We start from the raw sequence: 13270 nt of genomic DNA, 5'->3' as shown, positions 1-13270 counted from the left end.
AACAAAAAATATGTTCCCAAAGGTAGCATTTAGCGCTTTGGGTAGCAACAGTAAAAGGTAAAGTTCATATATCTGCCATATTAACGTCATAAAAAAGCGCGAAGTAAATTCGCGCTCGTATACTTAACTGCCGTTATATTTTAATACAAACGTATTTTTCTTCTAGGTACTCATCCAGCCCTTGATGCCCACCTTCTCGGCCCAAACCAGATTGTTTAACGCCACCGAAAGGCGCTACTGGGTTTGATATAACACCTTCATTTACACCTACCATACCAAATTCAAGCCCTTCACTAATTCGGTAAATTTGCTTAATATTTTGGCTATAAAAATAGGCTGCTAGACCAAATGGTACATCGTTAGCAAGTGCAAGCACTTCACTTTCTTCATCAAAAGGAATAACCGTTAATACTGGACCAAATACTTCTTCGTGGTAAATATCCATGTCAGTAGTTACGTTGTTTACTATTAATGGGTTTTGAAAGCTGCCACCTAAGTCACTATTATCGCCAATCAACGTAGCACCTTTATCGAGTGCGTCTTGTACTAACTGTTGTACTTTCTCTTTGGCTTTAGGGTAAATAAGCGGACCAATATCAACATCGTCTTCAAAACCATTTGCCACTTTTAACGCTGCAACCTTAGGCGTGATTTTTGACAGTACTTTGTCGAGAATATTACGCTGTATAAAGATACGGTTTGCAGCAACACATGCCTGCCCACTATTTCTAAATTTAGCCGCCATTAGCCCTTCTACAGCTTCATCTAAATCTGCATTATCAAAAATGATAAAAGGCGCATTGCCGCCAAGCTCCATCGAGGTGCGTTTAATTGTGTCTGCACATTGAGATAGCAACTGCTTACCTACACCGGTAGAGCCGGTAAATGTAAACTTACGCACGATTTCTGAGTCAGTCAGCATTTTACCTACTGTTTTGGCATCTTGTGAAACCAGTACATTAAATGCACCTTTAACAAAACCAGCTTGATCGGCCAAATAAGCAAGTGCGATAGCGCATAGTGGCGTATGTTCAGAAGGTTTAAGTATAAAGCTACAGCCCGCAGCGTAAGCTGGAGCTACTTTACGAGTAACCATAGCAACAGGGAAATTCCACGGCGTAATACCAGCTACAACACCGACAGGCTGCTTAAAGTTAGTTAAACGATGCGAGTTATCTGTTGGCGGAATTACATCTCCGTAACTACGTTTGGCTTCTTCTGCAAACCATTTGATAAAACCTGCACCGTAGTTAATTTCGCCAAGGGATTCTTTGAGTGGTTTACCTTGCTCTTTGGTCATTAGCTCTGCAAGTGTTTGCTTGTGCTTTATAACTAGCTCGTACCAGCGCATCAACGTTTCGCTTCGCTCGGTGGCATTCGTCGCTTTTAACTTAACAAAAGCCCCTTGAGCTGCAGTTATTGCGCTATTTACACCCTGCTCGTCAATATCGCTTACATCAACAATACTTTTTTCGGTAGCGGGATCGTTAACGCTAAAGTGCGTATCAGTTTTATAAAATTCGCCGTTAATAAATGAGTCTGAGAAAATAAGATTACTCAAAATAAACCTCCAAAATAGATTTTAGGGATTGGGTTGAACTCGTAGCAGCGGGTTTACCCCGCGTTTATATAATCTGAAAAATACGTGATCATTTTGATGTTCAAGTTTGAGATTAGAAAAATTTAACTTAAAACGTTTGAGATTTAAAAACGCGACATAAAGTCGCTGCTACGTGTTTATAAATGCTTTTTTGAAACAAAAAAGCCGCTGTATCAAACAGCGGCTTTTAATATATACATCGTTAAAAACTAGTGCTCTTCATTAACGATATTGAGATTGTACTTAGGTATTTCAACCACTAAGTCTTCATCTCTTATAATTGCTTGGCAACCAAGGCGTGACTCAGGCTCTAAACCCCATGCTTTATCTAGCATGTCATCTTCTAGCTCATCACTCTCTTGTAGTGAATCAAATCCTTCACGAATCACTAAATGACACGTAGTACATGCACACGACTTTTCGCAGGCATGTGCAATACTAATGCCATTTTTAAGTGCCGCGTCAAGTACCGTTTGGCCTGCAGGGGCTTCAATTGCAGCGCCGTCAGGACATAATTCAGGATGTGGAAGAAAAACAATTTGTGGCATTCTAATCTCTCTTAAATGTTGTCTACTGACTGCCCTGTAAGGGCCTTTTTAATTGATGCATCCATTCTACGCGATGCAAAGTCGCTACTCGCATTATCGACTTTTTCGATAGCTGCTTTAATTTCGCCAGGCTCTTGTGCATTTTCGCGCACTTTTACCAGTTCTGCAATTTCAGCGCGCAAGTTAGCAAGTTGCATATCGTCAAGCAATGCAGCATCGGCTGCAAGTGATGCATTAAGCGCTTCTATTACGCGTAGTGCTTCTACTTGTTGCTCTTTAAGCATACGTGCTTGCATATCGCCTTTAGCGTTGCTCATTGACTCTTTTAGCATGTTAGCTACTTGGTCATCAGATAAACCAAACGAAGGCTTAACCTGAATCTCAGCTTGTACACCTGTTGATTTTTCCATAGCTGAAACACTTAATAAGCCATCTGCATCTACCTTAAAGGTCACACGAATATGCGCAGCGCCTGCCGCCATTGGTGGAATACCTTTTAAGCTAAACTTAGCAAGCGATCGACAATCATCAACAAGCTCACGCTCGCCTTGCAGCACATGTAATGACATAGCTGTTTGGCCGTCTTTAAACGTTGTAAATTCTTGCGCGCGAGCTACCGGAATCGTTGTATTGCGTGGAATGATTTTTTCAACCAAACCGCCCATCGTTTCAAGGCCTAGCGACAACGGCAATACATCAAGTAACAACATGTCAGAATCAGGCTTATTGCCAATTAACACATCAGCCTGAAGCGCAGCACCTAGTGCTACTACACGATCTGGGTCGATTGAAGTCAGTGGCTCTTTATCAAAAAAACTTTGTACTTGGCTACGTACCAGTGGCATACGGGTTGAACCGCCTACCATAATAACTTGCAGTACTTCGTCGTTTTCTATGCCAGCATCTTTTACAGCACGACGACACGAACGCAGCGTTTTTTTAACGAGTGGCATAGCCATTTCGTCAAACGTTTCGCGCGTTACTTCTACTGTGTATTTTTGATCGTCAAACTCAAGACCTACGTTTACTTTAGCGTATTGGCTTAATGCTTCTTTACACGCTTTTGCTTTATTGATGAATAAACGTAAAACTGAAGGTGACAACGCTGACACACCAGTTTGCTGCTTAAAGTAATCAACAAGTAGTGAGTCAAAGTCATCGCCGCCGAGGCTTGAGTCGCCACCGGTTGCCATTACTTCAAACACACCTTGGTGTAATCTAAGTACTGATATATCAAATGTACCACCGCCTAAGTCGTAAACAGCAATAATACCTTCTTGGCCAGAATCTAAACCATAAGCAACGGCTGCTGCTGTTGGCTCATTTAATAAACGTAGTACGTTAATACCAGCAAGTTCTGCGGCATCTTTAGTACTTTGGCGCTGTGCGTCATCAAAGTACGCTGGTACTGTGATTACAGCCCCTAAAATTTCTTGGTTGCCAAAACTTTGCTCAGCTCGTGCTTTTAATGCGGCTAAAATATGGCTTGATGCTTTAATTGGACTGATTTTACCTGCCGCAGTTTCTATTGCTAGCGCACCATTGTGCTCACAAAACTCATACGGTAGTTGCCCATAACTTTGCTCTATTTCAGCCTGAGTTTTACCTAAAAAACGCTTAATCGAAATAAGTGTATTAGCAGGGTCTTGCGTTGCTGCTTGTGCAGCCTCTGCGCCAACAGTAATACCGCCTGCTTGATAACGAACAACCGACGGTAACATAGCCGCGCCAAGATCATCAGTTAACGTGCGGGCTTCGCCACTTTGTACTGTTGCAACTAATGAGTTAGTTGTACCAAGATCAATACCAATAGCTAGTTTATGTTCGTGTGGTGCCGCGCTCTGCCCCGGCTCAGCAATTTGCAATAATGCCATAATGCTCTTTAAACTCGTGTTGCTCGCTTTGCAGCAAGTAATTAATCGTCAAATAAACTGTCTTCAATACGCTCTAGTTCGTCACGTAACTTATAAACAAACTTCAGTTTACGAATATTATCTGCGGCAAGTTGATATTGCTGCTCATCGTTACTTGCGAGTTGCTCGGCAAGTTGTGCACTGTACTGCGTGTTTAGTTGCTTAATTTGTTTTTCAAAATTTGCAATCGCAGTATCAGGATCGCGCGACGATGTTAGCTCTTCAAGCTCTTCGCGAAGTTCCATTTGCTGCATTAAAAACATTGGATCTTGCAAGGTTTGCTGCTCTGCACGAATATCAACGCCTAGCTCGCTCAGCATATATTCAGCACGTTTTACTGGGTGCTTTAATGTTTGTAGCGCATCGTTAATTTCGGCGGCGCTTTGCACTGCCATTAACTTATCGCGGCTGCTCGCATTCGCGTGGCGATCTGGATGTACAGTACGCTGTAATTCCAAGTAGTGCTTGTTAACCGTTGCTAAATCAATATTGTAATCAACGGGGACTGCAAATAATTCAAAGTAACGCATAACTTCAACCAATAATATTCAGAAATAACAAAGCCCTACATTAACTGGCAGGGCTTATTTATACTACAAAGATATTTTAAGCTTAAACGGTAAAGCTTTCGCCACAACCACACTCATCTGCTTGATTAGGGTTTCTAAATTTAAACCCTTCATTTAAGCCTTCTTTAGTGTAGTCGAGCTCTGTGCCATCGATGTAAACTAAGCTTTTAGCGTCAACAATTAATGTTACACCTTTAGCCGCAAAAGTTTCATCGTCTTCGTTTAAATCGTCAACAAACTCAAGTACATAAGCAAGACCTGAACAGCCCGTCGTTTTAATGCCAACGCGCAGGCCTAAACCTTTACCGCGGTTTGCTAAAAATGATTGTACGCGGTTTGCTGCCGCATCTGTCAATGTCACTGCCATGAGTTTCTCTTCTTACTTCGCTTGTTTGCTTTTGTAGTCTGCAATTGCTGCTTGAATTGCGTCTTCGGCTAAAATTGAACAGTGAATTTTCACTGGTGGTAATTCAAGCTCTGCACTGATATCAGTGTTTTTAATTGTCGCTGCTTCGTCTAGCGTTTTGCCTTTAACCCACTCTGTTACAAGTGAAGATGAAGCAATTGCGCTACCACAACCGTAGGTTTTGAATTTTGCATCTTCAATAACGCCTTCGGCAGATACTTTAATTTGCAATTTCATTACGTCACCACATGCTGGTGCGCCTACCATACCCGTTGCCACTGACGGATCATTCTTATCTAGAGTACCTACGTTACGTGGGTTTTCTACGTGGTCGATTACTTTATCACTATAAGCCATTATTCTATCCTCATTACCTGCTAGGGTATGTGCTCACACTATTAGTGGTGAGCCCATTCAACTGAATCTAAATCAATACCTTCTTGATGCATCTCCCAAAGTGGAGACATCTCACGTAGGCGACCGATAGAGTTTTTCATTAATTCGACGGTGTAATCAATCTCTTCTTCGGTAGTAAAGCGACCAATACTAAAACGAATTGAGCTATGTGCTAATTCGTCGTTACGGCCAAGTGCACGTAATACATAAGAAGGCTCTAAGCTTGCAGATGTACAGGCTGAACCTGACGATACTGCAATGTCTTTTACTGCCATAAGTAACGACTCACCTTCAACAAAGTTAAAGCTGATGTTTACAATGCCAGGTACTGATTGGTCTTGCGTGCCGTTAAAGTATACTTCGTCCATATCAGCCATAATGCCGTCGATTAAACGATTACGTAAGGCGCTGATGTGTGCGTGATCTTTTTCGAAATCTTGCTTAGCAATTTTAAACGCAGTACCCATACCCACTAATTGGTGAGTAGCTAGTGTACCAGAGCGCATACCACGTTCATGTCCGCCACCGTGCATTTGCGCTTCAAGGCGAGCACGTGGTTTACGACGAACGTAAAGTGCGCCAACACCTTTAGGGCCATACACTTTATGTGCAGAGAACGACATAAAATCAACTTTAAGCTGTTGCACGTCGATTAATACTTTACCCGCGCTTTGCGCTGCATCTACGTGGAACATAATTTTACGTTCGCGACACATTTCGCCAATAGTCGCGATATCTTGAATTACACCTAGCTCGTTATTAACGTGCATGATGCTTACAAGTACTGTGTCGTCACGCATTGTGTCGGCAAGTTTTTGTAAATCAAGTAGGCCGTTTTCTTCAACGTCCATGTAAGTTACTTCAAAACCTTGGCGCTCAAGCTCACGACATGTGTCGATTACTGCTTTATGCTCAGTTTTAGCGGTAATAACGTGCTTACCTTTTTTCTTGTAAAACTGTGCTGCACCTTTAATAGCAAGGTTATTTGATTCTGTTGCACCCGATGTGAAAACAATTTCACGTGGGTCTGCATTAATTAAATCAGCAATATCTGTACGTGCTTGGTCAACAGCTTCTTCTGCTTGCCAACCAAAACGGTGTGAGCGTGACGCAGGATTACCAAACTTACCGTCCATTGTCAGGCATTGCATCATTTCTTTAGCAACACGTTCGTCAACAGGCGTGGTCGCTGCGTAATCTAAATAAATCGGTAACTTCATTTCTCTCTCCGCTGCAGGTCAACCTTAAAGTTGACAGCTTACTTGAATGTTTTCCAACTGCTTAATTGCATTATTAATACTGTTATCTTGGCGCGATGCTATTTCTTTCACATCTGATTTTTCCACCAATTCAGCAAGGGTAATATTATTCAAAAATTCTTCTATGCGTGCGCTTAGGTCTGACCACAAATTATGTGTTAAACAACGCATACCACTCTGACAGCCGGTATCGGCACCTTGGCAACGTGTTGCATCGACCGATTCGTCTACGGCGCTAATAATATCGCCAACAGAGATAACGCTCGCTTCACGCCCTAGTAAATAACCACCACCAGGTCCACGAACAGAACTTACTAGGCCATTTTTACGTAAACGAGCAAATAATTGTTCAAGGTAAGACAAAGAAATTTCTTGTCTTTGTGAAATATCAGCAAGGGCTACAGGACCTACACCTGTGTGTAGTGCAACATCCAGCATAGCTGTAACGGCATATCTGCCTTTTGATGTTAACTTCATAACGCCCCCTGCACAAAAGAGTGCAAATTTTAATTACCAGAGTAAATTAGTCAAGTATTATCACTTGATAAAAATTTGATTTAGAAACTCTTACTTTTAAATTGTAGAGTTAACAAATTTTCAATACTTGACCTCTTTGGTCAAGTATTACAGCCATTGTAATTACCTGAGTAATTTAGTCAAGTATTAGCGCGTTAATTAGTCTAGGTCTTTTATAACTAATAGCTATACCTAAGTTACTTAGGGATAGCCTTATTAATTGAGGTGAGAATACCGCGTAAAATATTCATTTCAGCATCTTCAGGGTGAGCTCGGTTGAACAAACGGCGCAATTTAGTCATAACTAAACCAGGGTGTTGCTTGATGATAAAGCCTGTTTTAAACAACGTGTCTTCAAGGTGATCATAAAACAGCTCAGTTTGCTTTGAGCTTGGGTAAACTGCATCGTCTTCTTCAACCTTTTTAGGTTGTTGATTTAAAAATGCCATGCGAGTTTCGTAGCTAAGTGTTTGTACGGCCATAGCTAAATTAAGCGAGCTGTACTCTGGATTAGCAGGAATACATACATGGTAATTACAAAGCTGTAATTCTTCATTAGTTAAACCACTGTTTTCACGACCAAATACTAGCGCTACAGGACCATTTACGGCTTCAGCAACGAGCTTTTCACCACATTCACGTGGTTCAACCATTGGCCACGAAAGCGTACGAGAACGCGCACTTGTGCCAATCGTTAATGTACAGTCAGCGATAGCTTCTTCAACGGTACCTACAATAACTGCATTGCCTAAAACATCAGTTGCGCCTGCAGCTAATGCACTTGCTTGGCTGTCTATTTCGCAAGCAGGATCAACTAAATAAAGTTTTGATAAACCCATGGTTTTCATGGCGCGAGCCGCCGAACCAATATTGCCCGAATGTGACGTGTTAACTAAAACAATGCGAATATCATCTAAGATCATTACTGTGCTACTTTGCTATGCCAAAAAATTGCGCAAATTCTAACATGAAAATGTAATAAGATCCTAGATTCAAAAGGCTAGATCCTATGATCAAACCCAATATAACGATTCTTACATGGATAAGTTCTAGGGATATAACGCCGATTTGTTTTGATGCTTAAACCATTGCCGCTTTTACATAGACATCAAAACGGTTCTTTTTGGTTTTGATCTGCATACTTGGGGTTTTTTCGTTTAAGAATGGGGCGTAATCGGGGCGCTTTACAACGACACGCTTACTGGCAAGTGGATAGGCAAAATCAAGTAGGTCGTCAGCGTCGTTGTCTGCACCAACAAGCTCTTGGAATACGCGCATTTCTTTTTTAACTAATGCTGATTTTTCGCGATGCGGGAACATGGGATCTAGATAAACAACATCAGGCATGCTTTCGCATTGAGAGAGCAAAGTATGGCTTGAGCCAAATATTAGGCTCATATTTTCTTTCATCCACAAACCAATTTCAATATCGCTATAGGCTCGCTTTAAACCATCGTATAAAAGTGCAGCTACAACCGGGTGACGTTCATGTAATATAACTTTGCACCCTAGCGAGGCAAGTACAAAACCATCTCGCCCTAAACCAGCGGTAGCATCAAGTACAACAGGCGTTGCGCCTTTATTTAAACCCACCGCTTTGGCAATTGCTTGCCCTTTACCACCGCCAAACTTACGCCTATGGGCGGCAGCACCGGTTACAAAATCAACGTTAATTGCACCTAGTTTAGGCTCGTCGGTTTTAAATAGACTTAACCCTTTATCATCGTAATGTAAGCTAAAGCCACTGCAATTTTGCGCCCATTGGGCTAAACCAAAGCGTGTTTCTAATTCATTTAAATAAGGGCGTAACTCTTTAAAAGCACACTGAATAACCACAATAAACTCCGACGATAAAATACGCCTGTAGTATATCAACCGCTTTACTTTAAAGCACTAAAATAGCTCTATATCACTATGATGATTCGTATTGACCTTTGCGGCTTCCGCTTTAGTACGTAAATTAGATATAAGTTCATTGCGGCTTTCGGCAACTTGTTTAAGCTGATATTTGATAAAGGCTAAATCACTATTAGCCGATACAAATAACTGCATTGTTTGATCCAATTGAGATATATATAAAGTGAGATCCGCAGGATTTGCTTGTGTTTGTTGTAGCTTAATAGCGCAGTCAAGTTCATGTAGCTGCTCTATAAACTCTTTAGTACTTTTGTTTTGCTCTACATTTTGAGTAGTTAACTGCTTAACAATATCTTGAAGGGCTGTACTTATTTGAGCTGCCTGCTCATAACTGCTTTCGCTTCTTTCCATGGTAACAACCTTCTCGTTGGTTACTTCTAATATATGCGGGAACAGATCTTTGTAGCGCCCATACAAAGCATCGTTATCAACTGGCATATTTTTTATCAAAAGGGACACTTTGGGATAATTAATGATAGTGCTGCTACCAATATCAACAAATCGTTGAGCATTTCGATGTTGCTCAAGCAGCTCTTGTTCTAACGGGCAAACACCACTTTGCTGGCTGTAAAAAATACCTTTTCCTTGATACCAAAACACAACCACAACATCTAAATTTAAAGGAGCAAAAAAGGTAAAAAAGTATTCACTCAACGATTGAAAATTATTAGCGTGATAACTTTGTCCAACGTAGCGCATTATACGCCCCATATCGCCCGACTCTGTCATTGCTATTTCTGCTGTTTTATTCGCTTTTGCTATATCCAATTTAAGTTTTGCGCATTTTTGCCTATATTCGTAAAGTACCTTTATTCGCGCTATTAACTCTTCTGCATTAAAAGGTTTTGTAATGTAATCGGATGCGCCGACGCTATAACCTTTTACCCGATCGCTTAGCTCTATTTTAGATGAGAGAAACATAACGGGAATATCTTGAGTATTTTGACTTTGCTTTATTGTTTTACATACGTCATAACCTGACATACCTGGCATTTCAATATCGAGTAAAATAATATCTGGGTTGTATTTATTGGTTAGCCTTAATCCTTCATCGCCATCTTTTGCATGAATTATTTTACAAAACCCTGCTAAAGACTCTTCAATTATATGATGAACATACTTGTCGTCATCAATTGCCAATACCAACTTTGCCATGCCTTAGTCCATTTTATTAGGTGTGCTAAAAGCATAGTACGGTAGGATGAAATTACTAAAAATTATTAGATAATAATTTTAAAATAATAAAAAAGCGCCATTAAGGCGCTTTAATTTGGTTTGTGTTAAATATTAATTTTTAAACAGCAATACCGCTATGGCGTAGTAACGCGTCGACATTTGGCTCACGACCACGGAACTTTTTAAATAATTCCATTGGCTCTTCACTGCCGCCTTTTTCTAAAATATTTTGCATGAAGGCTTGCCCTGTTTCAGCGTTAAAAATACCTTCTTCTTCAAATTTAGAAAATGCATCAGCAGAAAGTACTTCAGCCCATTTATACGAGTAGTAACCTGCACTATAACCACCGGCAAAAATATGGCTAAAACCATTTTGAAAACGGTTAAACTCAGGCGGTTTAACGATTGATGTGCGGCTACGCACATCGTTTAGTACTGCTTGAATTTGGCATTGCTCACCCGCTTTGTAATCGTTATGGATTTTAAAATCGAATAACGAAAACTCAATTTGACGTAGCATTTGTACGCCTGAGTTATAGTTTTTAGCAGCAAGTAACTTATCAAGTAACTCTTTAGGTAACGGCTCACCCGTTTCATAATGACCTGAAATAAAGCTCAGGGCCTCTTCGTCATAACACCAGTTTTCTAAAAACTGACTAGGAAGCTCTACCGCATCCCACGCTACACCATTAATGCCAGCCACTGGCGCGGCATCAACCTGTGTAAGCATGTGGTGAATACCATGACCAAACTCATGAAATAAAGTAGTTACTTCGTCATGAGTAAACAGCGCAGGTTTATCGCCAACCGCCTTATTAAAGTTACACACTAAATAAGCCACTGGAGTTTGTAGTTCGCCGTTAGCACGTACTTTACGACCCATACAGTCGTCCATCCACGCGCCGCCACGTTTGTGGTCACGTGCATATAAATCGAGATAAAAACGTCCGCGTAGAGTATTGCTACTATCTACAATTTCAAAAAAGCGTACATCTTTGTGATAAGTATCAAAGTCAGTAACTTCTTTTACGCTAATACCAAATAAGCGATTAACGGTTTCGAATAAGCCGCTAAGCACTTTATTTGCTGGGAAGTAAGGACGTAGTACTTCGTCTGAAATTGCATACTTTTCTTGCTTAAGCTTTTCGCTGTAGTAACCAAGATCCCATGCTTCTAATTCAGAAATACCGTGTTTTTGCTCAGCATACGCTTTTAGCTCGGCCACTTCTTGCTCTGCTTGTGGTTTTGATTTAGCTGCTAGGTCTTCTAAAAATGAGAATACTTGTTCTGGTGTTTCGGCCATTTTAGTCGCCAGTGACTTTTCAGCGTAGCTGTTAAACCCCAGTAACTGTGCAAGTTCATGACGAAGCGCAAGCTCCTCGCTCATAATATCAGAGTTATCAAACTCACCGGCGTTAGGGCCTTGATCTGATGCGCGCGTAGAAAACGCAGTGTAGGTTTCTTTGCGTAATTCGCGGTTATCTGCGTAAGCCATTATTGGTAAATACGACGGGAAATCGAGTGTAAATAACCAGCCATCTAATTCTTTACTTTTTGCGGTATCAGCTGCAAGTGCTAAAGCAGATTCAGGCAAGCCAGCTAAGTCGCTCTCATCAGTAATATGTTTGTGCCAAGCAAGTGTGGCATCCATTACGTTGTTGCCAAATTTTGAGGCAAGTTCTGATAAACGCGCGCTAATTTCGCCGTAGCGTTTTTGCTGCTCTGCCGCCAGAGCAATACCCGATAATTTAAAATCGCGTAGCGCATTAGTAATTGTTTTTTGTTGTGCTGTAGTCAGCGTTTTAAATTCGTCACTGTTATAAAGCGTATTATACGCGTTGTATAAACCTTGGTGCTGACCTACAAATGTTGAATATTCAGATATTAACGGTAAGCACTGCTCGTAAGCTTCACGTAATTCGTCGTTATTCATTACTGAATTTAAATGCGATACAGGGGAGAACATGCGCGATAATTTATCGTCAGCTTCTTCAAGGGGTAATACTAAGTCATCCCACGTATACGAGCCTTTAGCTAACACGTCATCAATGGCTTTACGACAAAGCTCGATACCGTCTTTTAGTGCTGGTACTACGTACTCAGGCTTTATTTTTGAAAATGGTGGTAAGCCTTCAAGGCCAATTAATGGGTTGCTCATAAATACTCTCTTTGCGTTAATGCATTACGTTTTAAATTGGGTCTAAAAGTAAAAAAACAACTCAGCCGCTTTTAAGTTGTTTAATTTTAATATGGTTGCTCCAGAGCAAAACACAAATAACCCATTAATGAGTCGGCCACTTTATAACGTTCTAACACCGTATCAACTAAATTATTGCTACATATTTGTTTTTGAGTAAGCGAGCTAATGGCTATAAAGTCTTTTCGCTTGAGCTCATCTATTAAGGGATGCTCTTTTTCAAAACCTCTTGGCGGGCGTTTTAGCGATTCTCCTGACATTTCAAATATAGATTTAAATTGTTCATCATAAATTGCTTTTTTATAGCTATTTGGGTTTTCATCTATGCAGGTTCTAATTGCGTTAAGCGCCTTTGATTCTGGTCGCCAAATACCAGCACCTACAAAACATTCGTCATTTGCTAAGTGAAAGTAAAAACCCGGGGCGTGTACGTCTTTTCCCATAAAATGGCGAAATTGAATCCCTATATTAATTTTATATGGGGTTTTATCTTTACTAAAACGCGCGTCTTTATGGATTCTCATTAAGCTACCGCCCACTTTTTTATCTGATGCGACAAAATGGCTAGAAACATCAGCAAGTGGTGCTTGCATTTGCCTAATGAAATCTAAAGCGGGCTCTCTTACGTATTCCTCATACTGTGATTTATGGTCGTTAAACCAGTCTCTATTATTGTTTTTATCAAGCTGAGCAAGAAATTCGAATGTTTTTTTACTAAACATAGGTCACCTAAACACTCTTTATTTTTAAAACTTAATGTTATGCTAATGCGC

Annotated in this window: 13 protein-coding genes; all 13 read right to left on the bottom strand. The window is 40.7% G+C overall.

Annotated features, from left to right (window positions below; all coding sequences use genetic code 11):
- Positions 1–133: 133 nt before the first annotated feature.
- Positions 134–1561 carry an NAD-dependent succinate-semialdehyde dehydrogenase gene (locus tag GQR39_RS07965; RefSeq protein ID WP_165735301.1) on the bottom strand — a complete coding sequence of 476 codons (1428 nt, stop codon included), beginning with the start codon at positions 1559–1561 and terminating at the stop codon, positions 134–136.
- Positions 1562–1809: 248 nt separating this feature from the next.
- A complete protein-coding gene (gene fdx / locus GQR39_RS07960; RefSeq protein WP_165735300.1) occupies positions 1810–2148 on the bottom strand; it encodes an ISC system 2Fe-2S type ferredoxin in 339 nt (112 codons plus the stop codon).
- Between the two features lie 11 nt (positions 2149–2159).
- A complete protein-coding gene (gene hscA, locus GQR39_RS07955) occupies positions 2160–4022 on the bottom strand; it encodes a Fe-S protein assembly chaperone HscA (RefSeq protein ID WP_165735299.1) in 1863 nt (620 codons plus the stop codon).
- A 41-nt stretch (positions 4023–4063) separates the two neighbouring features.
- A complete protein-coding gene (hscB, locus tag GQR39_RS07950) occupies positions 4064–4591 on the bottom strand; it encodes a co-chaperone HscB (protein ID WP_007586374.1) in 528 nt (175 codons plus the stop codon).
- Positions 4592–4673: 82 nt separating this feature from the next.
- Positions 4674–4997 carry an iron-sulfur cluster assembly protein IscA gene (gene iscA, locus GQR39_RS07945; RefSeq protein WP_007377674.1) on the bottom strand — a complete coding sequence of 108 codons (324 nt, stop codon included), beginning with the start codon at positions 4995–4997 and terminating at the stop codon, positions 4674–4676.
- Positions 4998–5009: 12 nt separating this feature from the next.
- Complete coding sequence (gene iscU / locus GQR39_RS07940; RefSeq protein WP_007377675.1) at positions 5010–5393, bottom strand: Fe-S cluster assembly scaffold IscU; 384 nt, start codon at positions 5391–5393, stop codon at positions 5010–5012.
- Positions 5394–5434: 41 nt separating this feature from the next.
- A complete protein-coding gene (locus GQR39_RS07935; RefSeq protein WP_002958425.1) occupies positions 5435–6652 on the bottom strand; it encodes an IscS subfamily cysteine desulfurase in 1218 nt (405 codons plus the stop codon).
- A gap of 24 nt (positions 6653–6676) precedes the next feature.
- Positions 6677–7168: a Fe-S cluster assembly transcriptional regulator IscR gene (gene iscR / locus GQR39_RS07930; RefSeq protein WP_007586371.1), complete on the bottom strand. Its 492-nt coding sequence runs from the start codon at positions 7166–7168 to the stop codon at positions 6677–6679.
- A gap of 236 nt (positions 7169–7404) precedes the next feature.
- Complete coding sequence (gene trmJ, locus GQR39_RS07925) at positions 7405–8130, bottom strand: tRNA (cytosine(32)/uridine(32)-2'-O)-methyltransferase TrmJ (protein WP_024589846.1); 726 nt, start codon at positions 8128–8130, stop codon at positions 7405–7407.
- Between the two features lie 157 nt (positions 8131–8287).
- Entirely contained in the window at positions 8288–9043 is a 756-nt protein-coding gene (locus tag GQR39_RS07920; RefSeq protein WP_010554084.1) for a class I SAM-dependent methyltransferase, read from the bottom strand.
- 57 nt (positions 9044–9100) lie between these two features.
- A complete protein-coding gene (locus tag GQR39_RS07915) occupies positions 9101–10279 on the bottom strand; it encodes a response regulator (RefSeq protein WP_165735298.1) in 1179 nt (392 codons plus the stop codon).
- 139 nt (positions 10280–10418) lie between these two features.
- Entirely contained in the window at positions 10419–12458 is a 2040-nt protein-coding gene (gene prlC, locus GQR39_RS07910; protein ID WP_165735297.1) for an oligopeptidase A, read from the bottom strand.
- Between the two features lie 86 nt (positions 12459–12544).
- Positions 12545–13219: a DUF2461 domain-containing protein gene (locus tag GQR39_RS07905; protein ID WP_165735296.1), complete on the bottom strand. Its 675-nt coding sequence runs from the start codon at positions 13217–13219 to the stop codon at positions 12545–12547.
- Positions 13220–13270 lie beyond the last annotated feature (51 nt).

Source organism: Pseudoalteromonas sp. C8 (assembly GCF_011378685.1).
GTDB classification, from domain to species: domain Bacteria; phylum Pseudomonadota; class Gammaproteobacteria; order Enterobacterales; family Alteromonadaceae; genus Pseudoalteromonas; species Pseudoalteromonas arctica.
Note: the sequence above shows the minus strand (reverse complement) of the source record. Positions and strands in the feature narration are given on the sequence as shown.

Excerpts from the sequence above, each read along its gene's own strand:
- hscA (WP_165735299.1), bottom strand. The coding sequence starts at position 4,022 with ATGGCATTATTGCAAATTGCTGAGCCGGGGCAGAGCGCGGCACCACAC.
- iscR (WP_007586371.1), bottom strand. The coding sequence starts at position 7,168 with ATGAAGTTAACATCAAAAGGCAGATATGCCGTTACAGCTATGCTGGAT.
- GQR39_RS07935 (WP_002958425.1), bottom strand. The coding sequence starts at position 6,652 with ATGAAGTTACCGATTTATTTAGATTACGCAGCGACCACGCCTGTTGAC.
- prlC (WP_165735297.1), bottom strand. The coding sequence starts at position 12,458 with ATGAGCAACCCATTAATTGGCCTTGAAGGCTTACCACCATTTTCAAAA.
- fdx (WP_165735300.1), bottom strand. The coding sequence starts at position 2,148 with ATGCCACAAATTGTTTTTCTTCCACATCCTGAATTATGTCCTGACGGC.
- GQR39_RS07905 (WP_165735296.1), bottom strand. The coding sequence starts at position 13,219 with ATGTTTAGTAAAAAAACATTCGAATTTCTTGCTCAGCTTGATAAAAAC.
- iscU (WP_007377675.1), bottom strand. The coding sequence starts at position 5,393 with ATGGCTTATAGTGATAAAGTAATCGACCACGTAGAAAACCCACGTAAC.
- iscA (WP_007377674.1), bottom strand. The coding sequence starts at position 4,997 with ATGGCAGTGACATTGACAGATGCGGCAGCAAACCGCGTACAATCATTT.
- hscB (WP_007586374.1), bottom strand. The coding sequence starts at position 4,591 with ATGCGTTACTTTGAATTATTTGCAGTCCCCGTTGATTACAATATTGAT.
- GQR39_RS07915 (WP_165735298.1), bottom strand. The coding sequence starts at position 10,279 with ATGGCAAAGTTGGTATTGGCAATTGATGACGACAAGTATGTTCATCAT.
- trmJ (WP_024589846.1), bottom strand. The coding sequence starts at position 8,130 with ATGATCTTAGATGATATTCGCATTGTTTTAGTTAACACGTCACATTCG.